This window comes from Mesorhizobium sp. B2-7-1 (assembly GCF_006440735.1).
In the GTDB taxonomy this organism is placed as follows: Bacteria; Pseudomonadota; Alphaproteobacteria; order Rhizobiales; family Rhizobiaceae; genus Mesorhizobium.
Genome location: NZ_VFUA01000071.1, coordinates 1 through 19,395, shown reverse-complemented (window position 1 = coordinate 19,395; position 19,395 = coordinate 1). Strand labels below are relative to the sequence as shown.

General features: G+C 61.8%; 24 protein-coding genes and 1 pseudogene. 14 read left to right on the top strand and 11 right to left on the bottom strand.

Features of this window, described 5'->3' with window-relative positions; translation table 11 throughout:
* Positions 1-3: 3 nt before the first annotated feature.
* Positions 4-1,038 (bottom strand): ABC transporter permease, encoded by a 1,035-nt coding sequence (locus FJ471_RS23105; protein WP_246684803.1) that lies wholly within the window; start codon positions 1,036-1,038, stop codon positions 4-6.
* Positions 1,039-1,164: 126 nt separating this feature from the next.
* Positions 1,165-2,268, bottom strand: a complete 1,104-nt coding sequence (locus FJ471_RS23100) for a substrate-binding domain-containing protein (RefSeq protein WP_181179672.1) — start codon at positions 2,266-2,268, stop codon at positions 1,165-1,167.
* A gap of 267 nt (positions 2,269-2,535) precedes the next feature.
* Between FJ471_RS23100 and FJ471_RS23095 the strand changes: the two genes are divergently transcribed.
* The gene (locus tag FJ471_RS23095; RefSeq protein ID WP_140807050.1) at positions 2,536-3,264 is read left to right on the top strand and encodes a FadR/GntR family transcriptional regulator; all 729 of its coding nucleotides are present in this window, start codon (positions 2,536-2,538) and stop codon (positions 3,262-3,264) included.
* A 278-nt stretch (positions 3,265-3,542) separates the two neighbouring features.
* Here the strand turns inward: FJ471_RS23095 and FJ471_RS23090 are convergent, their stop codons facing one another.
* From FJ471_RS23090 to FJ471_RS23080, 3 genes are read right to left on the bottom strand one after another with little or no spacing between them, the layout of a single operon-like run.
* Positions 3,543-3,986 carry a VOC family protein gene (locus tag FJ471_RS23090; protein WP_140807049.1) on the bottom strand — a complete coding sequence of 148 codons (444 nt, stop codon included), beginning with the start codon at positions 3,984-3,986 and terminating at the stop codon, positions 3,543-3,545.
* 42 nt (positions 3,987-4,028) lie between these two features.
* Positions 4,029-4,451 carry a BA14K family protein gene (locus tag FJ471_RS23085; protein ID WP_140807048.1) on the bottom strand — a complete coding sequence of 141 codons (423 nt, stop codon included), beginning with the start codon at positions 4,449-4,451 and terminating at the stop codon, positions 4,029-4,031.
* Between the two features lie 26 nt (positions 4,452-4,477).
* Positions 4,478-4,900, bottom strand: coding sequence for an EF-hand domain-containing protein (locus FJ471_RS23080; RefSeq protein ID WP_140807047.1), 423 nt, complete (start codon positions 4,898-4,900; stop codon positions 4,478-4,480).
* A 234-nt stretch (positions 4,901-5,134) separates the two neighbouring features.
* Here FJ471_RS23080 and FJ471_RS23075 point away from each other — a divergent pair, with 234 nt between their 5' ends.
* From FJ471_RS23075 to FJ471_RS23055, 5 genes are all read left to right on the top strand, one after another.
* Positions 5,135-5,569, top strand: a complete 435-nt coding sequence (locus FJ471_RS23075) for an EF-hand domain-containing protein (RefSeq protein ID WP_140807046.1) — start codon at positions 5,135-5,137, stop codon at positions 5,567-5,569.
* A 32-nt stretch (positions 5,570-5,601) separates the two neighbouring features.
* A complete protein-coding gene (locus tag FJ471_RS23070; protein ID WP_140807045.1) occupies positions 5,602-5,985 on the top strand; it encodes a hypothetical protein in 384 nt (127 codons plus the stop codon).
* A gap of 76 nt (positions 5,986-6,061) precedes the next feature.
* Positions 6,062-6,673, top strand: coding sequence for a sigma-70 family RNA polymerase sigma factor (locus tag FJ471_RS23065; protein WP_140807044.1), 612 nt, complete (start codon positions 6,062-6,064; stop codon positions 6,671-6,673).
* Positions 6,670-7,110 (top strand): hypothetical protein, encoded by a 441-nt coding sequence (locus FJ471_RS23060; RefSeq protein ID WP_140807043.1) that lies wholly within the window; start codon positions 6,670-6,672, stop codon positions 7,108-7,110. Before FJ471_RS23065 ends, FJ471_RS23060 begins: the two co-directional genes overlap by 4 nt.
* On the top strand, positions 7,107-7,511 hold the full coding sequence (locus FJ471_RS23055) for a periplasmic heavy metal sensor (protein ID WP_140807042.1): 405 nt from the start codon (positions 7,107-7,109) through the stop codon (positions 7,509-7,511). The genes FJ471_RS23060 and FJ471_RS23055 overlap by 4 nt, the downstream gene beginning before the upstream one ends.
* A 34-nt stretch (positions 7,512-7,545) precedes the next feature.
* On the opposite strand, the gene FJ471_RS23050 is transcribed toward FJ471_RS23055, so the two are convergent.
* Positions 7,546-7,752, bottom strand: a complete 207-nt coding sequence (locus FJ471_RS23050; protein ID WP_140807041.1) for a hypothetical protein — start codon at positions 7,750-7,752, stop codon at positions 7,546-7,548.
* Between the two features lie 146 nt (positions 7,753-7,898).
* Here FJ471_RS23050 and FJ471_RS23045 point away from each other — a divergent pair, with 146 nt between their 5' ends.
* Entirely contained in the window at positions 7,899-8,837 is a 939-nt protein-coding gene (locus FJ471_RS23045) for a zinc ribbon domain-containing protein (RefSeq protein WP_246684802.1), read from the top strand.
* A gap of 31 nt (positions 8,838-8,868) precedes the next feature.
* On the opposite strand, the gene FJ471_RS23040 is transcribed toward FJ471_RS23045, so the two are convergent.
* Both FJ471_RS23040 and FJ471_RS23035 read right to left on the bottom strand, forming a co-directional pair.
* Positions 8,869-9,588, bottom strand: a complete 720-nt coding sequence (locus tag FJ471_RS23040) for a DUF4336 domain-containing protein (RefSeq protein WP_246684801.1) — start codon at positions 9,586-9,588, stop codon at positions 8,869-8,871.
* Between the two features lie 38 nt (positions 9,589-9,626).
* A complete protein-coding gene (locus tag FJ471_RS23035) occupies positions 9,627-10,172 on the bottom strand; it encodes a MarR family transcriptional regulator (protein ID WP_246684800.1) in 546 nt (181 codons plus the stop codon).
* Positions 10,173-10,330: 158 nt separating this feature from the next.
* On the opposite strand from FJ471_RS23035, the gene FJ471_RS23030 reads away from it, so the two are divergent.
* From FJ471_RS23030 to FJ471_RS23005, 7 genes are all read left to right on the top strand, one after another.
* Positions 10,331-12,175 carry a chloride channel protein gene (locus tag FJ471_RS23030; protein WP_246684799.1) on the top strand — a complete coding sequence of 615 codons (1,845 nt, stop codon included), beginning with the start codon at positions 10,331-10,333 and terminating at the stop codon, positions 12,173-12,175.
* Between the two features lie 76 nt (positions 12,176-12,251).
* A complete protein-coding gene (locus FJ471_RS34895) occupies positions 12,252-12,425 on the top strand; it encodes a hypothetical protein (RefSeq protein ID WP_181179671.1) in 174 nt (57 codons plus the stop codon).
* A gap of 275 nt (positions 12,426-12,700) precedes the next feature.
* The gene (locus FJ471_RS23025; RefSeq protein WP_140807037.1) at positions 12,701-13,234 is read left to right on the top strand and encodes a sigma-70 family RNA polymerase sigma factor; all 534 of its coding nucleotides are present in this window, start codon (positions 12,701-12,703) and stop codon (positions 13,232-13,234) included.
* On the top strand, positions 13,221-14,006 hold the full coding sequence (locus FJ471_RS23020; protein ID WP_140807036.1) for a hypothetical protein: 786 nt from the start codon (positions 13,221-13,223) through the stop codon (positions 14,004-14,006). The genes FJ471_RS23025 and FJ471_RS23020 overlap by 14 nt, the downstream gene beginning before the upstream one ends.
* Positions 14,007-14,496: 490 nt before the next feature.
* Positions 14,497-14,838 (top strand): hypothetical protein, encoded by a 342-nt coding sequence (locus tag FJ471_RS23015; RefSeq protein WP_140807035.1) that lies wholly within the window; start codon positions 14,497-14,499, stop codon positions 14,836-14,838.
* A complete protein-coding gene (locus FJ471_RS23010; protein WP_140807034.1) occupies positions 14,838-15,119 on the top strand; it encodes a hypothetical protein in 282 nt (93 codons plus the stop codon). Before FJ471_RS23015 ends, FJ471_RS23010 begins: the two co-directional genes overlap by 1 nt.
* A 65-nt stretch (positions 15,120-15,184) precedes the next feature.
* Positions 15,185-15,904: a DUF4336 domain-containing protein gene (locus tag FJ471_RS23005; protein ID WP_224667752.1), complete on the top strand. Its 720-nt coding sequence runs from the start codon at positions 15,185-15,187 to the stop codon at positions 15,902-15,904.
* A gap of 193 nt (positions 15,905-16,097) precedes the next feature.
* Here FJ471_RS23005 and FJ471_RS23000 read toward each other — a convergent pair.
* The 3 genes and pseudogenes from FJ471_RS23000 to FJ471_RS22990 form a co-directional block, all read right to left on the bottom strand.
* A pseudogene (locus FJ471_RS23000) lies at positions 16,098-16,481 on the bottom strand (chloride channel protein); the annotation flags it as partial.
* Between the two features lie 98 nt (positions 16,482-16,579).
* Entirely contained in the window at positions 16,580-18,757 is a 2,178-nt protein-coding gene (locus FJ471_RS22995) for a glycogen debranching N-terminal domain-containing protein (RefSeq protein ID WP_140807032.1), read from the bottom strand.
* A 336-nt stretch (positions 18,758-19,093) separates the two neighbouring features.
* A partial coding sequence (locus FJ471_RS22990) for a PDZ domain-containing protein (RefSeq protein WP_140807031.1) occupies positions 19,094-19,395 on the bottom strand: 302 nt, incomplete at its 5' end.

Sequence of the window (19,395 nt, the reverse complement as noted above, 5' to 3'; positions counted from 1 at the left end):
CCCTCAGATGAACTTGAGATGGACTTCTTCACGGTTGAGGAGCGCGTTGGCGCCAACCGCGACGATGAGGACCAAGCCCTGGAAGATGTGACGGGCGGCAAAGGGGAAGCCGACCATGTTCATCCCAGAATCCACCATGTAAAGGAAGAACACGCCAACCAGCGTGCCGAGGACATGGGGTTTCCCCTTGCCGAGCACGGTCGCGCCCAGGAACACGGCGGCGAACGCTTCGAGCAGGTAGCCTTCGCCCCCGACTGGCTGGGCCGACGAAGAGATCGAGGTGACAATAACCCCGGCGATTCCCGACATGAAGGCCGAGAGGACGAAGGCCAGGATCACCCAGCGGTAGACATTGATGCCCGAGTAAAAGGCCGCCATGGGGTTGTCGCCGACAGCGGCGATGTAGTGTCCAATACGCGTGCGCGTCGCGGCTATGAGGGCTAGGGCGAATATGACGAGCAGGATGATGACGGGCACGCCGATGATTCCGAGCTTCCCCTGACCGAGATACAGGAAGGCGGTTTCGCCATAGTCGATGGGTACCTGGTAGCCACCGGTAATGAAGACGTTGATGCCGTCAAGCACAAACATTACCCCCAACGTGACCACGATGCCCGACAACCGTCCGTAGGTGACGAGGACACCGTTCACCAGCCCGATGACGCAGGCTGCGGCGAGGGCAATCACTATGGCGAGCCAAGGGCCGACGACCGGCATCAGGAAGGCCACCAGGATTGACGATGTCGTCACCGTGAGGCCGATCGATAAATCGAAGCTGCCCGCCATCACGACCCATGTCAGGCCCATGGAGACCAGGGCGCTGACAATCATCGAAAACAGGACATTGTTCAAGTTTGAGACGGTCGCGAAGTACGGCGAGGCGAGAGCAAACCCAAGGCCCGCAATCACGATGACGGCAATCGTTCCCCAGCGCCGCAGAAACCGCATGGCGGCAGATTCTTTGCGCCCGGAGGACACAGCGGTCTTGGCCACTTTTTGCACGACAGCGGGGGAGGTTTGGTGGTCAACTTGCGTCACTTGTCCATTCCCGTCATTCGGGTGAAGTTTTAAGCCAATCCGACAAGCGTCGGATTCCTCCGATCTGTTTGTCTGACTGCGACAGAAGGCGGGCGGCGGTTACTCGGCTGCCGCCCGCCAAATGAATCAGCCGCCAAACTGCTTGAGCAGCGCAATCGCCTGTTCGTCCCAGCTCTTAAGCTCGGCCAGAGCCGCTTCCGCCTGGTCCGGGGTCTTGGTGATCACTGGAATACGATAGACGATGTTGGGTACTTCCTCGCCACGTGCCAGCTTGACCGCGAGTTCGCCCGTCTTGCGGCCGATTTCGGGGAAGGGGGAGTCGCAGCTGAAGACGACAGGCACCTGTTTGGCCGCCCAAGCCTCGAGGAACTGGGTCGAAAGATAGTGGTTGAAGAGCGGGACGTCGTCACGGCCCATCTGCTTCAGCGCCTGACCTGCGCCGAGCGTGAACGGCCACCACCAGGAAATGAAGCCGGCGAGCGACTTAGGCTCCGGGTGGGCCTGCAGGAGCGAGAGCATGTTCTTGCGGCCGACCGAGATCTCGTCAGTGGTGCCCTGGCCGCCGTCGATGAAGGGAAGGACCTTCATGCGCGGCTCGTACTTGCACATGAGTTCGAACATGTCGACTTCCATGTCGAACGGCGTGAAATAGCCGCGCTGCTCCGCCGTCTGGGCGAAAGTGCCCTGGCGGCCGGTGTAGTTCTGCACGAAATATCCGAGGGTGGTCGCCGTCCCCCACACATCGTCCATGACAGCAGGCGAATCCTTGACGGGAATCGTAAAACCGACGGTCTTGATGCCCCTCTTGTGCGCCTCGTCGGCAATATACGCGGTTTCCGATTCCTGCGAGTAGATCCCCATAACCAGGGCGTCGATGCCACGGTCGAGCAGCGCGCGTTCGGCCGACTGCTCGCTCGCCTTTGTCGGCTCGCCGCGAACACTCACGACCTCGCCACCAGCATCGAGCACGGCCTTGACGATCTGCCAGCATCCACGGCGCCATGGCTGATTGAACGGCCCGTAGGTCAGCGGCACGCCGATCCGCACCTTCTTGCCCGGCTTCGGCGGCGTTACGTCTTCGGCGCTAGCCGTGGTGGTGATGCCTGCGAGGGCGGCGCCGCCGAGCGCGCCGCCAATGCCTTTGAGAAGGGACCTGCGGCTGAACTCGGTGTATTCCGCAGCCTCTTGAGCAAGCCTGGCAATCCTTTTGCCATCATCAAAAATGTTCATGTGTGTTCCTCCCATTACGCGGAATCGCGATGTGCAGGGCACGGGAACCCGCCCCTCCAAGAAGGCACACGAAGTCCCTCTTCGCCGCCGGCATCACCCAGCTTCGAACCAGCGGCTCCGCAGTCTTCTGACTTCGCTAATAACCATGTTGCTTGGTTGCCTGACAAGTGAAATCTGCTATGTTGACGGAGAATTTGTTTCGCCTCGCCGAGGCTGGGTTGCGTTGGCCTGCCATCCATGGTCGGAGAGGCTGATTTGGAGAATGCCATGGTGGTCGACGACAGGGTCCGACGCGCACCTTCGCTGGTTGAAGTTGTCGCGGACCGTATCCGCGAGGACATCACCTCGGGGATTTATGCCATCGGCGACAAGCTCCCGACCGAGCGCGACCTGTCGGAGAAATACGGTGTCAGCCGACCAATCGTGCGCGAGGCAATCGGCACGCTCAAAAGGGACGGCCTTGTGGCTACGCGACAAGGACTGGGTGCGTTTGTCATCGAAACAAAGGAGATCGCCTTCCGCCTAGCGGGGATTGATCTCACCGATGCCCTCGAGATCCGGAATGTCATCGAGTTGCTGATGGCCGTCGAGTCGGCTGCAACGGCCCTGGCGGCCGAAAGGCGTTCGGCCGAGCAGCTTGCGGCGATCGAAAGGCAACTCCATTCGATCCAGAAAGCCTTTGACGACGGCAGAGCAGGCGTTGAGGAAGATCTGGCCTTTCACCGCGAGATTGTCGACGCGTCCGGTAACCCGCATTTTAGGGAAATGTCCGATTTTCTCGAGACCCATGTCCGCAACTTCATTCGAAAGGCGCGTGCCAGCTCGCTGCGCAATGCGCTGCTCGCCGACGTTCAGAGGGAGCATGTTGCAATCTTCAATGCGATCGCGGACAGCAACCCGCAAGAGGCTCGCAGGGCGGCGGAAGAGCATCTTCGTGGAGCCGCAAATCGCCTGGCGTTGCTGCTCAGCGCCGACCCGGCAGCCAGCCACGCCTGAACATTGGCGGACCGTTGGGCTATAGCGGCAGACAGCTTATCGCCAGGGAGTCCAGGTTAGCTGGGGTTCTTGGAAGCTTTTCGAACATTCTGGATCGCGCCGCAGCCCGAGTTGCAGTTGCTTATGGACAAGGTGGGTCAGTAGATTCGACTTTCGGGTAAGAGGCATGGACCTCTGGCACGTGTGCCTTGCTGATAGCGCGCGTCAGCACGAGCGATTAAGCATCCCCAACGACAGCTTTGCGCCCATGCAGGCAGCGGCATACGTCAAAACAACGCTTAAAGCGTGTCGTCTGAATCCGTTTCGACGTGAAGCTCGGCTCTGCCGCCCCATTCCTCGGGCGCGACATCGGCGATCGTTTGCGAGAAGGTCCAGGCGTGACCGGCGAGATCGCGGCAGGAATATTGCCGTTCGCCATAGGGGTAGCTCGTCGGCGCGGTCAGCGCCATGGCGCCGCGGCGCATCGCGCGACGGTGGTGCGCATCGACATCCTCGACACGCACCATGACCGAGAATTCCTCGGGCGGCGGCGCGGATCCGCCGCTCTTCAGGGTCGTGACCACGACGGCGCCGTCACGGAAGCCGAGTTGGGCGCGATGATTGCCGATCGTCAGCCGCAATTCGAACCCGAAGGCCTCGCAAAGCCAACGGCTGGCCGCTTCCACGTCTGGGTAGGCAAGCACCGGTATGACCGTATTGGCAGGCATGGAGCGGTTCTGCATGGGCGAGCCTCCTTCCGGCGTCGATGACGGCAGCGCCGAGTTTCAATTATAGGGCGACCGGCATTGCTGCCGCGGGCCGTCATAGGGTTGGTAGCTGTTATCCCAGGCGCGGTAGGAGCGGTAGTTGTCAAAGCACCAGCGCACATGGGCGGCCGCCAGGCGCGCCGCGGGGGGCGGGGGTGGCGCGACCGTGGCGGCCGCCACGCCGGCCGCCAAGGCGGCGGCCGGGAACCAGTAGCCATTGTAGTAGCGATAGCCGGGCCGCATGCGCCAATAACCCCGGTAACCATTGTAGTAATAGGCGCCGCCGACGACGTAGAAGCCGCGCCGGTACCAGATCGGCGTTGCCTGGCTCGTCACGGACGTCGGCGCTGCCGGCGCCGCAAGCGGCATGGCCGCTGCGGGCGAGGCAAGGGCCGCAGCGCTGAGCATCACGCCGCACAAAGCATTGATCGTTCTGTTCATCGATTGTCTCCTCTGGTCTGATGTAGTCACTGGCGCCGCAGCGCCCGCAACTCGGTGACCGACAATGCTTTGTCGCCGTCGGTGTCCGCCTGCAGCAGCCTGTCGGGGACGGCAGCCGTAAATTCGTCGCGCGAGATCTTTCCGTCGCCGTTGCGGTCCATACGGCTTGCTTCGGCCTGCAGGCCGGTGAACCGTGCAGCCTGCACATCGCGCTTCGACTTGATCTCTTCGATTGCCGCCCGTACCTCGCCAGGCTCGAGCACGCCATTGTGATTGACGTCCAACCGGTCGAACATCCGCGCTCGCGCTGCCTGGATTTCGCCGAACTCGAGCTTCCGGTCGCCATTGGTGTCGATGCGTCGGAACGCTGCCCTGGCGCCCTGGTCGGCAGCGAACGCGCTGCAGCCGCACAGAAGCAGCCCCGCAAGGGCGGTTACGATCTTGGTCATCTGGGTCTCCACTGTAATCGACGGCCCGCCGCGGACCGTCCCTGCAGCGTCTCCTACGCGGGAGTTCGGCGGCTCCTACGCGCCGCCCGCAATTTTTTTTGAGAACTCGATGCCCGGGACTGACGCTATGGCGGCCAACGAAAAAAATCCGGCCGCGGGCGTAGGAGCACGGACCGGGCTGCGTATTGATCGACAGTCGCTCCCCCGCGACGTCACAATCGAAAGGAACCACCCATGATACGCTCAGCGATCTTTGCGGGCCTGCTTCTAGGCCTCACGCCGATCTGCGCCACCGCGGCGCACGACATGCCCGGCCAGCGCATCCTCCAGCGCCTCGACACCAATGGCGACGGGACGATCTCGAAGGACGAGATCCTCGCCGCCCGCGAACGTATGTTCAAAAGGCTCGACCGCAACGGGGACGGAATCATCGACGAGAAGGAGATCGAAACTGCCCGGCAAGCCATCGACGACCGCGCCGAGGCGGCCGAGGCCCGCCTCGGCAATCGTTTGCGGCGCATGGACAGGAATGGTGACGGCAAGGTCGCCGAGAACGAGTTTCAGGCGAGCACGCCGCTCTTCGATCTCGCCGACCGCAACGGCGACGGCAGGCTCTCCGCCGACGAGATCGCGACCATTCGCAACATCGTCTCCGCTCACGCCAAGTGAACCGACGCACGACCTGGAAGGAAAAACGTGATATGATTTCCAAAGCCAAACTTGCACTGCTAAGCCTCGGCGCAATGGTGGTCTGGTCGACCGCTTCCCCTGCCTCGGCGGAAGACTGGACACGCAAGACCGCGCATGGCGGCGAGTTGAGCCGCAGTGTCGGCCCGGACGGCAACGTCTATACGGGCTCGACGACGCGAACCGGACCGAACGGCGGCACTTACACGTCCGGTTCCACCTGCAAGGCCGGCGTTGTTGACCGCTGCTCCAGGAGCTATTCTGCCACGGGGCCGAACGGCAAGACCGTTTCGGGCCAGCGCTATTCCGCGGCCGGGCCGTTTCGCGGCCGTTCGGTCGGCAGCTTCACAGGCCCGAACGGCAACACGGTTCACGGCTTTCGCCGCTGGCGCCGCTGACATCTGGTGAGGGACTTGACGTCGGAATTCGCCCTTCTGCCGAGCCGGACCGTCGCGGATTTCGTCCTCGCCGTCGATGCTTCGTCAACCGGTGCCGGCCGCCGTGCCGGGTGAAGCGTCCCGCGGCGACGACGAGCTTCTGGCTCGCATCGCCGCGGGCAGTCAGGCGGCTTTGTCCGAGCTCATGGCACGCCATGGCCGTGGGCTGCGGACTTTCGCCACGCGCTATCTCGGCCATGCCGCCGACGCCGAGGACGTGGTGCAGGAGGTGTTCGTGACCGTCTGGAAGCAGGCCGCGCGCTTCGACCCCGGCAGGGGACGCGCCTCGACGTGGCTCTACCGGATCACGGCCAACCGCTGCATCGACCAGCGACGGCGCCGTGCGCTGCGCAATTTCTTCGGCCTGGACGACATCGGCGAGGAGCCCGCGGCGCCGGAAGCAAATGCCGAGACCGCGACGGCGGCCAGGCAGGAACTGGCGATCGTGCGCGAAGGCCTGCCCAGCCTGCCGGAGCGTCAGCGGATGGCGTTGCTTCTGAGGGCCGTGGCCGAGCTTGACATCGGCGGCATAGCCCACGTGATGGGCACCAGCACGGGTTCGGTCGAGCAGTTGCTCGTGCGAGGGCGCCGTACACTCAGGGATCTTTTGGCAGATGCGGCCCAGGGCCGCGAAAGGAAGTCCTCATGACACGCGAGGAATTCGAGAAGAACCGGCGCCGTTTCGGCGACGATATCGATGCCTGGCCGGTGCCCTTGAGAGGGCCGGCCCTGGCGTTCATGGCGCTTGACGGCGATGCCGGCGCGGATGGCGCGCTCGACAGGCTGGTGCGGCATGCAGCGCTGGTCGAGGGCGACGATCGCGCCCTGGCGCGCGAGGTGATGGCACGGATCGAGTGCGGCGCGGCGCGGCCGTCCCGGCTGCCGCGCTTCCTTGTTGCGCCGGCGGGCCTCGCGGTTTGCACGGCAGCCGTCCTCGTCGCCGCGACGCTCGCCGGCTACCAGGTAGCAGGCCTTCAGGACCAGCCCCAGGATTCCGAACTTCTGGCGCTGGCTGCGGGCGCCAGGCTTGCAGATGATGGAGGGTTGGCGATCGCGGCAGATCCGGGCGAGGGGGATCCGCTATGACCAGGCGTTCATGGATATGGGCGGCCGTGCTGGTTGTGCTCGCGCTGTCGCTTGCCCTCAACTTCTTCTTCATTGGCTATGCCGCGCATGGCCTGCGCCAGGCGGCCGTTGCGCGCGGGCTGCTGGCGGATGTCGCGGGCGCCTATTCGCCTGAGGTGCGCAAGGAGTTCCGCGCGGTCATGCGCGACAACCGCGCCCGCACGTTCGAAGCGCTGCGGCAGCTGCGCGCGGCGCGCGCCGACCTGAAAGCGGTCGAGAAGGCGCGACCCTTCGACGAAGCGGCGGTCAGCCAGGCGATGGCCGCAGTGCGCGCCGCCACGACCAATCTTCAGGCAACGGTGCAGGATTATCTGCTTGCCGCCATGAAGAACGTCAATGCGAAGCCGGCCGGCGGCGGATGAGCGGTCGCCGCACTCGCGGCACAATTGCCGTGACTTATTTCAACATCGGAAATATGATGACGGTCCAATGCGGCACGACGGGCTTGTCCTGATATTGCTGTGGCGCGAGCTGGTCGCCGGCCTGCGTGCGATGCGGCGCTGCGATCTTGCCTGGATTGCGTTCGGCGGCAGTGGTCTTCTGGCCTATGCGGTCGCCGATATCGTGGTCGCCTTGGATACTGCGGCGCCGAAACTCCGCCACGACCAACTTCTATGGACTGTCGGCCTGCCACTTGCCTCGGCGGTGCTCGGAGTGCTCGCCGGCAACGCGGTGTCCGAGCTCTGCCTTCAACGCGGCTTCGCGCCCTTCCTCGGGGCGCTGCCGCTTGCGCCCGGCAGCGCTGCCATATGGCCGGCGTGGCGTCGCTCGTGCTCGCAGCACCGCTCGTGCTGTTGGTTGCCGTTTCGGCCGGCCTTGCCTGCGCTGTGATTGGCAAGCCGTTGGCGCTCGCCGGGGGCTTGGGCGCTGCGATCATGTTTGTCGCTGAGATCAAGAAGGGCAAATACGTCTACTATCACTGCACGGGGCATACCAAAGGCCGGGGCGGGTACGGTGATTGCCGCCGGAAATATGTCCGCGAGGAAGTGCTCGATCAGGAATTCGCCGACCTGCTCGACCGGTTGCATTTCGACGAAGAGATACTGGAATGGGTCAAGGCAGCCCTCATGGCCAGCCGTGCCGACGAGCGCCGCGAGCATGAACAGGCAATCCATCGATGCCGGGTCGAGTACAAGCGGCTCGAGGATCGGCTGCATGCCATGTATCTCGACAAGCTCGATGGCCGCATCGACAACGCATTCTATGACCGGATGTCAGCACAGTGGCGAACCGAACAGACGCGGCTGCTTCGCGAGATAGAGCGCCATGGTAGCGCCGAAGAATCATACATGGAGGACGGCATCCGGTTGTTGGAACTGGCGCACAATGCCAGCCGACTGTCTGTGAAACAGCCTGTGCACGAGAAGAAGCGACTCTTGAATCTCGTGCTGCCGAACTGCCAATGGCACAAAGGCGAGGGTCACGCCATCTTCAGGCAACCCTTTGATCCACTTGCGGAAACGGTCGCGTCCGGAGCGGCAACTAGCGCACAGCAAACAGCGTTGCCGACGGGGGGTCCTAGAAGCTTTTCGAACTTTCTGGGTCGGACCTCACCCACAATTACGTGCACTTATCGGGCAATTTGGGACATTAGATTCGGTATTCGAAAAAATCTGACGGGACATCGACTTTCTGACGTAAGATCCCCGGATAGTTTCTCCCGGCCGAAACGGCGGCAACCGTCGTGATCGAGATGGCCCTAAGGCGCCACGCAAGCATTCAGACCCAACGAAAAGCGCGCCTGAGTTCCTTCACCCCGTCTTTCTCGTACCAGCGGCCATGGGCGAAAATAATGCGCTCTGGCGCCCAGACAATCATCTGCCGAACCGCCTTTCGCAGAGCCTGGCTTGAGCGGAAGAAAGTCAATTGCATATCGATCGGAGCCTTGCCGTCGGGATCGGCGGCACCAGAAAGATGCACAAGCAGGCGGAGGAACCAGCTGTGGATGCGGTTCAGTTCGAAGTTCTCAATGAGATCCCTCAGGATCAGCGTCCGCGACACGCGATGGAAGAACACGGCTTCTGTCAGCACGTCGCCTTTGACCACCAGAAGATCGATTTCGTTCGGCCAGGGAGACTGTCTGTCCATCAACAGTTGGTCGACCTGGATCGGCCTTTTGGCGCGCTTTTCAAGGCCGGGGATGGCATAGACGGGGACGTCCCGCAATTGCGCCTTCCAGTCCGGTATCCACCAGTAGTGCAGCGAATTCGGCGCTACGAGGAAACGGATGGGTCCCAATTTATCGAGGGCCGAATGAAGTCCGGGCGAAAACTCAACGGGCGAGTGAAGGATCAGGTCTCCATTGCTCATTCTGATCACCGTCATCCGGGTGGTGAAGGGCAGTTTCAGCCCGATCCGGTTCAAGGTGATTTCAGGGCCATCGACGATCCATACGTCAGGGGCGACCGGCTTGAGGACATTGAGCGGCGCGTAGGACACCAGCGTCGGTTCCTTACGAGGGGTCACTGTTCATGGCGTCATCGGCTCAGATGCCTCAGCCGCCGCAGCGATTCCGCCAGCAATGGCTCCTGCCGCAGCATTTCGCGCAGGTGATCCGCGGCAAGCTTCTCCAGCAGGTGGCTGCCTTCGACAGTCATCGTCACAAGGACGCTGCGACGGTCGCTGGGAGCTTGCTTACGCTCGACCAAACCGGCGCTGACCAGACGGTCGACCAGTTGCACCGCGCCGTTCGGCTGCAGCAGCATGTCGCGGGCGAGGTCCCGGATCATGATTGCCCGGTCCGGATGCACCCTGATTGCCAGCATCGCCTGATATTGCTGGGAGGTGACGCCGGCGGCGGTCACCGTGGCCTCGCTGAAGGCGAGAAAGCGTCGCATCGCCCCGCGAAAACCGGCCAGTCCTTCATAGACGCTGTCGTCAAGAGCCGTGGATTCGACGAGATCGAAAGTGTCATCCGCGGGATCGATCGTTTGCGAGGCCACAACGTCCGTCCAGCCGCGACGGCGCGCCACACGGTTTTCGTGTGCTGAATCGCCGAGTGCCGGTCGTTCGCGCTCTGCCACTCTTCTCAATCCCGCCATTTTATGTCATGGCATGACATATTCGATTGTAGCTGAAAATGCCAGCAGATTTGGCTGACGTTTGTCGGCTGCAAGAGACGCGGCCCAGTTGCGGGCCGTCCATCGGCTTCGGGCGGGCGAACCCAATGACAAGGAGCGGCATGTCTGCGCCAAGCAATTCGGAAAGTCCGATCAGGAAGCTTGAGACTTTCTATCCCGTCGAGACGGTACCAGCCGACGAGCAAAGTCGGCGGCTGAACCTGCTTTCTCTTTCGCTGCTCGCTTTGGGACTCGGCATCGTCACCGGACTGGGCGCGGTGGTCTTTCGGGATCTGATCGGGCTGCTGCACAATCTGTTCTTCAACGGCACGCTGGCCATTGCCTACGACGCCAACGTTTTCACTGCGCCGAGTCGCTGGGGACCGTTCGTTATCCTGGCGCCCGTGGTTGGTGCGGTGATCGTCACCTTCCTCGTGTCCAACTTCGCACCGGAGGCAAAGGGCCACGGCGTACCCGAAGTGATGGACGCCATCTATTATAAGGAAGGGAAAATCCGGCCGATCGTGGCTCTGGTAAAATCGCTCGCCTCGGCCGTCGCCATTGGCTCGGGGTCGTCGGTCGGGCGCGAGGGGCCGATTATCCAGATCGGCTCGGCGCTGGGCTCGACGCTCGGCCAGATCATAAATATGCCGGTCGGTCAGCGCATTGCCATGGTCGCCTCCGGCGCCGGCGCCGGCATTGCAGCCACTTTTAACACGCCAATCGGCGGCGTGATGTTCGCCATCGAGCTGATGATGCCGGAAGTGAGCGTCAGCACGTTTCTGCCAGTGGCTATCGCGACCGGCACGGCAACCTTCGTCGGTCGCTGGTTCTTCGGCCAGCAGCCGGCCTTTCTCGTACCTCCTCTGCAGGCGCTGCCCGCCGATGCCAACGCCGTCATCCTACTGGTTCTCTATGCGGCTTTGGGTGCGATTGTGGGCGTGGCGGCAGCGGGCTTCATCCGCGGCCTGCATCTGGCCGAGGACTGGTTCGACAAGATTCCCGGCCGCTATACTCGCCATGTGATCGGCATGCTGGCGCTTGGTGTGCTGATGTACGTGCTCTTCGTCACGCTCGGGCAGTACTATGTCGACGGCGTCGGTTATGCCACGATCGAAAGCATCCTGACGGGCCACACATCCATCGTCTGGCTGCTGGTCTTGCTGTTCGTCTGTAAGATGGTGGCCACTTCCATCAGCCTTGGCGGGGGCTCGTCCGGCGGTATCTTCTCGCCTTCGCTGTTCATGGGTGCGACCCTTGGCGGCGGGTTCGCGGCGCTGCTGCAGGCGGTCGGTGTTCCCGTTCAGGTCAGCATTCCGGCCTTCGCCATGGTCGGCATGGGCGCCATGGTTGGCGGCGGTACGGGGGCGGTGATGACCGCCGTCACCATGACCTTCGAGATGACGCGCGAATACGACATCGTCATGCCGATGATCCTCGCGGTTGCCACCAGCGTCGGTGTGCGACGGCTGCTGTCCCGCGAGAACATCTACACGCTCAAGTTGGTGCGGCGTGGTCGCGCCATCCCCAAAGCGCTGCATGCTAACATGTTCCTTGTGCGTCACGCCCACGAGGTCATGGACGCCGACATCATGGTTCTGCCGGCGGAGCAGGGCTTCGACGAGTTCCTGCGCGAGCATGAGACGGAGGGGCGCCTTCGCCATGTTGTGATCACCCGAGGCGATCAGATCTTTGGCGTCTTGCGCGTCAATACGGGGCTGCGGCGCGGTCTGGGAGGCGCCCGCACCGGCGTGACCCTCGGCGACATCGCCAGCCGGGACTTCACCGTCGTGGGCGAGGACACGGTCGCCTCCGATGTCATCGAGCGAATTTGGCGCAGGAATGCCTTCATGGCGGTAGTCGTGAGCGGACGCGGCATCCCGCGGGCTTCCGATGTCGTCGGCGTCATCACACGCGAACATGTCGCCAATTCAGTGGCCGAGGGCATCCGGATCTATCCGCGATAACAGTAGGCCCGAGCGAGCAAGCGATCTTGAGCACCCTCGACACGACGGGCGGTGGAAGAAAGAGAAGGGACATTCCATGACCGAAGAAACGCCGCCGGCGGACGAGGAAAAGCCTTTGGCGGAAGAGAACTACTGGGAAACCGCCGCATGGGGACCGTGGCCGACACGCAAGAACAACCAACGAAGGCTCTTTCCTACTGTACAACAGCTCGATGCGCCCCAGCGCCTTAGCAAGATCGTGCCTTCCTGAATCTGATTGCCAGTTCGACCAACTCCGCAACCGGAAGAAATTTCCCACGGCGATGGAATAGTTTCCGGAATAGATCGGTAGATGCAGCGTTGAGGGTGAGCTTCGACTGTGGCGGGTTGCCTCCAGAGGCCGCTGTCGGAACCAGGACCGAAGCAGGCATTGATGACACATGGCTATTCGACGCCTGCACTTCGCGAGGAAAGCGCTCCCATCTGGCCCAGCGGTTGCGTCCCTGACCGCTGGGCCGATCCCAAGCCGAGGCTATGCAGAATGGTATGAGCGCGAACTTCGACGTCACACCTTATCTGGAAGATTTATGGCGTTATGCGCGGGTGCTCACGCGTGATGACTCGGATGCTGACGACCTAGTCCAGGAGGCGCTCGTCCGCGCCTTGTCTTTGGCCAAGTCCTACGATACTTCGCGTCCGCTGTTACCCTGGCTGATCGCTATCGTCCGGAATACTTTTTTGTCCAGCGCAAGCCGCATGGCGGCCGACCGTCAGCGCCTTGCCTCTTACGCTGACCTGTCCGATAGAACGTCGCCGCCAACGCAGGAGCATTGTGCCGAACTTGCCGACGTGGAAAAGGCGCTCTCTGGCATGCCGGCGGAACAGGCGGAAGTTCTTCATCTGGTTGGCGTGTTGGGTTTCACTTATTCGGAAGCCGCCGAGTTGCTGGGAGTGCCCGCTGGGACGGTCATGTCGCGCTTGAGCCGAGCCCGCTCCGCGCTGAAACACAGCGTGGAGAAAGCAAGCGGCCAGGCATCGGGTCCGTTGAGAGTTGTGGGAGGCCGTGATGTGGCCCAATAGCCGGATTTCAGACGAGGAGATCAACCGGTTCCTCGACGGCGAGCTCTCGCCGTCGCAGCGATCCGACCTGCAAGCGCGGCTTGCGCTGGAGCCGGAACGTGCGGCCGAGGTGTTTGCACATGCGCAGCGCATGGAGGCTTTGCGCAATGCTCAACCGCAGCGAACTTTTCCGCCGCGCGCGAGTCTGGAAAAGGCAAGGCAGTTGGAGCGGGTGTTCCGTCGAAAGAAGCTGGTAGCTGTCCTCAAACTGCAGGTCGCCGCTGCCGCTCTCATTGCAGTCGGGTGGTCGGCAAACTCACTGACCGTACCGCTTCGCCAGGGCGGCAAGACGGCTGATGAAAGCTTCATCCTGGCCGCGAGAGACGCCTTGAAAGTTGCGCAGCTCAATGCAGGCCCTGACAGGGGCAACGAGCCGAAGCAGGACAAAATTGAACGGCTGGTCGGTGCAGTCAACGTCAGCATGCCGACCTTGCCGTCGGTGTGGGTGGTGAAGGACGTCCAGGTGCAGCCCTGGAACGGGCAGCAGAGCCTTGTCGTGACAGCCGACACCCCCAGCGTCGGCCGGATCACGCTCGTCGCGGCTCCGATGAACGGCGAGGATGCCGTTCCTCCAACCCCCGCCACTGACGGTCGGGTGCCGACGGTCTACTGGCAATCGGGGGGCACGGCTTACGCTTTGATGGGGTCCGCCGCGCCCGATCGGCTCGAAGTCGAAGCAAAGCAAATCGAAGTCGCCACCCGCAGAAACGTTGCGCCAAAGACAAGAGGCTAGCCAGTCGGTAATACCATCAGAAGGGAACCGAATGCACTCACTCTGTGACCATTGGCAGTCGGCGTCACTAGCGTATCGTCGGAGCGGCTTTGGTTGGCCCTGTGGCCGACCGACTGCTGCCCTCCCGCAGACAGGGAGCCCAGCGCCATGAACGTGCTGTCGTTCGAAAGGCGGTACTTTCCGTCCACCTGCCCGGTCTGTGCCGGGATGGCCCTGGAGGCCGAGCTCACGTCTCGCAAGGTCGAATTCCAATGTGCATCTTGCGGGGCGTTTGAGATTACTTCCGCGGCGCGCTCCGCGATGAGAGGGCTGTCGCAGGAAAACCGTGCTGTGTGGTTGTCGCGAGCTAGGCAGGCGGGTTCCACGATTCCTCTGGTCGACTGCGCAAACGAAACGCTGCACCGAGACGACCGCTCCGGTGCGCACAGCTAGGTTCAAGGAAGTGCGGCTGCGCGGGCACTTCCTAACGGCCCGGCATCAGGCTGGGGTGGTGTCGGGCCGTTTTCATTCACCACCAGCTCAGCCCCAATATCGCAGCGTTCATATCCAGGCGATCACGATGCGCAGATTGGAAGAGTACGAAGAAATAGGCCTGATCGGTTATCCAGGCGACGAAGATTATACCGCAGTCCTCGGCGGTCGAGATAACCAGAACTGGCTGCTTGGTGGTGAGCTTTGCAGGCTGGATGGGACTGTCGTTGCCGACCAAGCCGCAGGCCTGCCCAGATACTACCAGCAGGGATCGCGTCTTGTCCTGGTGGCGATCAGGGACAACTGGATCGTCGCGCTGAGGGACTACGACACGGCTGGGATCAGCCAAAAACCCGACTGATGATCGCGAGGAGCACTTTGGCTGCAGGGGAAAGGGATTCAAGCGAGAACCAGCGGCTGGCCGATCTCCAGGCCGCGGCGATGCTGCGCATGTCTGGCTCCGTGTCGTTTGATGCCGATACTGAGAGCGATCTCTCGGCGATCGCTGCCGAGATGAATCTGGATCGATTGGAGCTCATTCGGCTGGCGGTTGGGCAATGGCTCGCGTTGCGCAAAGGCGGGCGCTTTCCGACCGACGACAGCGCGCCAGTGGTGGCTGTCCGCTCGGACATCTGTGACTAGATTTTCAACGAGAGCTGAGCCAGGCCATGCTTCACAGACACGCCAACGGTAGGTCCGCTTTGGACTTGTACGAGCCAATCAACGTTCTCAAGCCGGTGGCGTCCGACCTCTGGATTGTCGATGGATCTGAAATCAGGTTCGGTTTGGGTTGGCTGAAATTCCCCTTCTCAACGCGCATGACGATCGTTCGGCTGCGAAGTGGGGAATTGGTCCTCCATTCGCCGGTGGCGTATTCCCCCGCGCTTCGGTCAGCCATCGAGATATTGGGACCAATTCGTTATCTGGTTGCGCCGAATTCGCTGCACTATTGGTGGGTACCCGACTGGAAAGCCGCGGTCCCCGCTGCAAAGGTTCTGGCTGTACGAGGTCTCACGCGTCGGGCGAAGCGTCATATCGATGTTGATACACTGCTGGTGGGGCGTCATTCGCCCTGGCCCGACGACGTGGACCTTCTGGTGGTGCGCGGCGATATGCTAACGGAGGCTGTATTGTTTCACCGGAGTTCCAGAACATTAATCCTGACTGACCTGATCGAGAACTTTGAGCCAAGTCGGATTCATAGCTGGTTTCTCAGAATTCTCGTGAAGGTTGCCGGCGCTGCGGATCCGGACGGCAAAGCTCCTATCGACATGCGAATGAGCTTCTTTGGGCGCCGCACCGCGCTACGCATGGCCGTTCGCCAGATGCTCGACTGGGATCCGGAACGCGTCATCGTCTCGCATGGACGATGGTATGAGAAAGACGGTCTTTCCGAGCTGCAGCGGGCGTTTCGTTGGGCGTTGTGAGCACCCTGCTCAAAAGCTTAACGCCCTTTTGGTTAGTCTCTCTAATCGGAGCGTCTAGACTGGGCTCCAGCCATGAGCAAATCGCTGAAAATCGCACTCTTGATCGCGTTGCCGGCGGCTGTTGCCATCATCTTGTCCGTGTGGTTTTTCGAGCCACCCGATTGGGAGGGCGGCTCTGAGGCCCCTAAACAGCCTAGACGGCCTCTCCCGATACCGCCCGCCGCCTCCTGATTGCCTCGGCAATGAACACCCGGGACATCGCATGATAGAGTGGCTCGTGCGAAATGAGGCGGGCAGTCCCGTAAACCCAGCATCGCCGCGCACATCAGCGCAATGAGGTTGTCGTGGTCGCCGGTCATCTCCAGGACGATAACGAAGGCGGTCATCGGCGCCTGCACGACGCCGGCGCAATAGCCGGCCATACCAAGCAGGGCGGCTAGGCCGGTGCCGGTGCCGAGGATCAGGCCGAGCGTGCTCCGAAAGCCGGCGCTGACAGCAAGGGACGGCGCGAAGATACCCCTGGGATGCCTGACACCATCGACAGCAGGCCGGCCGCGAACTTCTCCACGAAAAAGAACCTTCGGAACGGGCTATATCCAGGCGCGCGGTGCAATCGGAGGCACTCCGCTGCCGCCGTTCTGCTCGGATGACTGCTGCACGGTTTGCGCCAATGCATTAGGTGCCACGGCAGGCTTCAGATAAGTTGGGGCCTGTCGCGCAATTGTACGTTTCTACCAGGGAAGCATCTCCTCCGCACACTTCCCAATGCGTGGCAGGGCCAGTACGCCAGAACCGAAGGTGGAGGAGATTCTCGCCCAGGCGCAGGTCCGTTAAGGTCATCTCCGGCATCCAATCGGGCAGCTTCGGGTCGATGTATAACTTGCCGTTGGGCGCGTCTGCTCGCATCCCAACGATCGCCTGCAAAAAGGAAAAGCATGAGCCCGCAGCCCATGCCTGCGGAACGTTTGCCCGCTTGTACTGCACTGGAAAAGTCGTAGGCGTCCGCGCCGACCCGGCGTAGAGTTCGGGCATGCGATGCTGCATGAAGTAGCTCGCCGCACCGCTCACATCTCCGGCGATACAAGCAGCTTCTTTGAAGAATCCATAGCGCCGAAACCCGAGCGCGATCAGACCATTGTCATGGGGCCAGACGGAGCCTCTTTGATACGAATGCGGATTGTAGGCTCGATGATCGGCCGAGAGTGTCCGAATGCCCCAGCCGCTCCACATGTCGGGCATCATGAGCCTCTTCACCACGCTGTTGGCTCGCTCGGGTGCGACAATACCGGACCAAAGACAATGGCCAGGGTTGGAAGCGACGCTCAGAACCGGTTTCTTGTTCCCATCCAACGCAAGCGCATAGAAGCCTGACGCCTGATCCCAGAACACGTCGTTGAACCGCTCGAACAACGTTTTGGCCTTGGCCCTAAGTTGCCCGGCACGATCACCGTCGCCTCTGGCGTCGTAGATTTCCGCCATTCGCTGCCAGGCGTCGTAGACATAGCCCTGCAACTCGCAAAGGGCCTTCGGTCCCTTGACCGGTGTGCCGTCGGGATAAACGACGGCGTCGTCGGCGTCCTTCCAGCTCTGGTTCTCATAGCCTGCGTTTGAGCGCGTTTCGTATTCCTGGAACCCGTCACCGTCGCGATCGCCATAGCGATCGATCCAGTCCAGGCACTTCTCGGCGGTGTCGATGTGCCGCTCGATCAAACTTGCGTCTCCGGTGCAGCGCCAAGCGTTGTGCAGCGCGATCAAATAGAGGGGCGTCGCATCGGCGGTGCCATAGTAGGGCGTATGCGGAATGAGATTGAAATGAGCGAGTTCGCCTGTACGAAGCTCGTGCATGATCTTTCCGGGCTCGGCGTCGCGATAGTCATCATGTGAGGTGGCTTGAAACCGAGCAAGGACATCGAGGGCGCCTCGCGCGAAATCAGGATAGATCAAGGAATTCTGGAGCGAGACAATCAGACTGTCGCGGCCGAACAGCCCGATGAACCAAGGCAAACCGGCGGCCGGAACATACTCGAGCTGGTCCGTACCTTCGATCGGCAGTCGAAGTGCCGCCATATCTTCGATCGCCTGATTGTAGAGCTGCTGGAATTCGCCATTCGGGGTGCTGAGCTTGCATACCATGCTGCGCCAGGCGGAGACCCGTTTTGCGGCCTTCGAACTCAAGCAGTCGTCGACGCAGACGCGTGAGGCCCGAGACGTCTTTTGGCCCTGTTCGAAGTCGTAGAGCAGGCAGGCGTGCCAGCCAGCGCCGGGATCGAGCCTGATGTCGAACGATATCCTCCCATTCGCATAGACAGGTTTTGTGGGTGTTCTGTCTACCGTTATGGTGATGGCCCGCCTGAAATCCCGATTGACGTACGACGTGCGAAGGCGCGCGCTTCCAGGCGTCCATTTCGTGGTGATACGACCACGGCGAACAACTGAGTCGGCCTTCACTTCGAAGAGGTCGGCGAAGTCACAACGGATGCCGACCTCCAGATTGAATTCAACCGCCTCCGCCCCGTGGTTCACCAGGTCAAAATCCTCATGCAGCCCTCCGTGACCCAGGGCGCGACCGATGATCAACCCCAGATTGCCGGCCTCTACCGGACCGGTTTCGGTCTCGAAGAGCCGGTTTACGAGATAGACCTTGGCGGCGAAGTGGGCGATGTTCCCGGAGTTGAGCAGATCCCAGGGTTCTCCATTCGCATAGATCTGCCAACTGGACATGAGGCGTGTATCGGAGGCGTATAGACCTTGGTGAGTTGGCCAGGTGATTTGGCCATCCTGATCTGTAACCAGGAAGCTGAGGCCATCGTTGATTGCCAAGCGCGGCGGTCCGATCGCAATTTCAAGCGTCATGCCGGAGGTGCCTTTTCTGTCATTGGTCGCAGTCGGTCGCCATTTGATCTGATGCGGAAAGGAATTTGGCCAAGCGCGTGGCATGCCGTCACGGATGAAAGCTCAAGGCCTCCCGCTGCTCACGCCGGCGAGAATATGTCCGGAGCCGGACTGCCAATTTCCCGGGCAAGAACAGCGGTTCCCAGCAAGGGGAGAAAGCCGATGCAGAACTGGACCGCGGGTCTCGCCTGGCCTTCTGTCCATCAGCAAGCCATCTTTCCAGCGCGGCGGCTCAAGATGTGAAACCGACGCACTGGAAAGTCAAACAGGCTCAAACCGAATGTAGTTCAGAGCAGGTCAGCCCTGGTTAACAGGCACCGCGACAAAGCGGTTCGAGTCGTCGCGGGTGATCTGCATCAGCACTGCCTTGCGCCCGGACTTCACGGCGTCAGCCATCGCCTTGTTGACGTCATCGGTGCTGTTCACCTTAGCCGAATTGATGGTGGTGATGACGTCGCCGGGCTGAACGCCGCGGTCGGCCGCGTCACTGTCAGGATCGACGTCGGTGACCACCAGGCCCTTGCCGTTGTCCGATTTGGTGACAGTGAGGCCGAGATCGGCCAGCGTGTCGGCCTTGCCGGGGGCCGCCTGTTTGCTGC

What these genes read in the sequence shown, in the direction of transcription:
- FJ471_RS23055 (WP_140807042.1), top strand. Translation starts at nt 7,107, where the DNA reads ATGACCAGGCGTTCATGGATATGGGCGGCCGTGCTGGTTGTGCTCGCG.
- FJ471_RS23070 (WP_140807045.1), top strand. Translation starts at nt 5,602, where the DNA reads ATGATTTCCAAAGCCAAACTTGCACTGCTAAGCCTCGGCGCAATGGTG.
- FJ471_RS22995 (WP_140807032.1), bottom strand. Translation starts at nt 18,757, where the DNA reads ATGACGCTTGAAATTGCGATCGGACCGCCGCGCTTGGCAATCAACGAT.
- FJ471_RS23100 (WP_181179672.1), bottom strand. Translation starts at nt 2,268, where the DNA reads ATGAACATTTTTGATGATGGCAAAAGGATTGCCAGGCTTGCTCAAGAG.
- FJ471_RS23010 (WP_140807034.1), top strand. Translation starts at nt 14,838, where the DNA reads ATGATCGCGAGGAGCACTTTGGCTGCAGGGGAAAGGGATTCAAGCGAG.
- FJ471_RS23060 (WP_140807043.1), top strand. Translation starts at nt 6,670, where the DNA reads ATGACACGCGAGGAATTCGAGAAGAACCGGCGCCGTTTCGGCGACGAT.
- FJ471_RS23095 (WP_140807050.1), top strand. Translation starts at nt 2,536, where the DNA reads ATGGTGGTCGACGACAGGGTCCGACGCGCACCTTCGCTGGTTGAAGTT.
- FJ471_RS23085 (WP_140807048.1), bottom strand. Translation starts at nt 4,451, where the DNA reads ATGAACAGAACGATCAATGCTTTGTGCGGCGTGATGCTCAGCGCTGCG.
- FJ471_RS23025 (WP_140807037.1), top strand. Translation starts at nt 12,701, where the DNA reads ATGAGCGCGAACTTCGACGTCACACCTTATCTGGAAGATTTATGGCGT.
- FJ471_RS23090 (WP_140807049.1), bottom strand. Translation starts at nt 3,986, where the DNA reads ATGCAGAACCGCTCCATGCCTGCCAATACGGTCATACCGGTGCTTGCC.
- FJ471_RS23080 (WP_140807047.1), bottom strand. Translation starts at nt 4,900, where the DNA reads ATGACCAAGATCGTAACCGCCCTTGCGGGGCTGCTTCTGTGCGGCTGC.
- FJ471_RS23075 (WP_140807046.1), top strand. Translation starts at nt 5,135, where the DNA reads ATGATACGCTCAGCGATCTTTGCGGGCCTGCTTCTAGGCCTCACGCCG.
- FJ471_RS23030 (WP_246684799.1), top strand. Translation starts at nt 10,331, where the DNA reads ATGTCTGCGCCAAGCAATTCGGAAAGTCCGATCAGGAAGCTTGAGACT.
- FJ471_RS34895 (WP_181179671.1), top strand. Translation starts at nt 12,252, where the DNA reads ATGACCGAAGAAACGCCGCCGGCGGACGAGGAAAAGCCTTTGGCGGAA.
- FJ471_RS23045 (WP_246684802.1), top strand. Translation starts at nt 7,899, where the DNA reads ATGGCCGGCGTGGCGTCGCTCGTGCTCGCAGCACCGCTCGTGCTGTTG.
- FJ471_RS23020 (WP_140807036.1), top strand. Translation starts at nt 13,221, where the DNA reads ATGTGGCCCAATAGCCGGATTTCAGACGAGGAGATCAACCGGTTCCTC.
- FJ471_RS23065 (WP_140807044.1), top strand. Translation starts at nt 6,062, where the DNA reads ATGCTTCGTCAACCGGTGCCGGCCGCCGTGCCGGGTGAAGCGTCCCGC.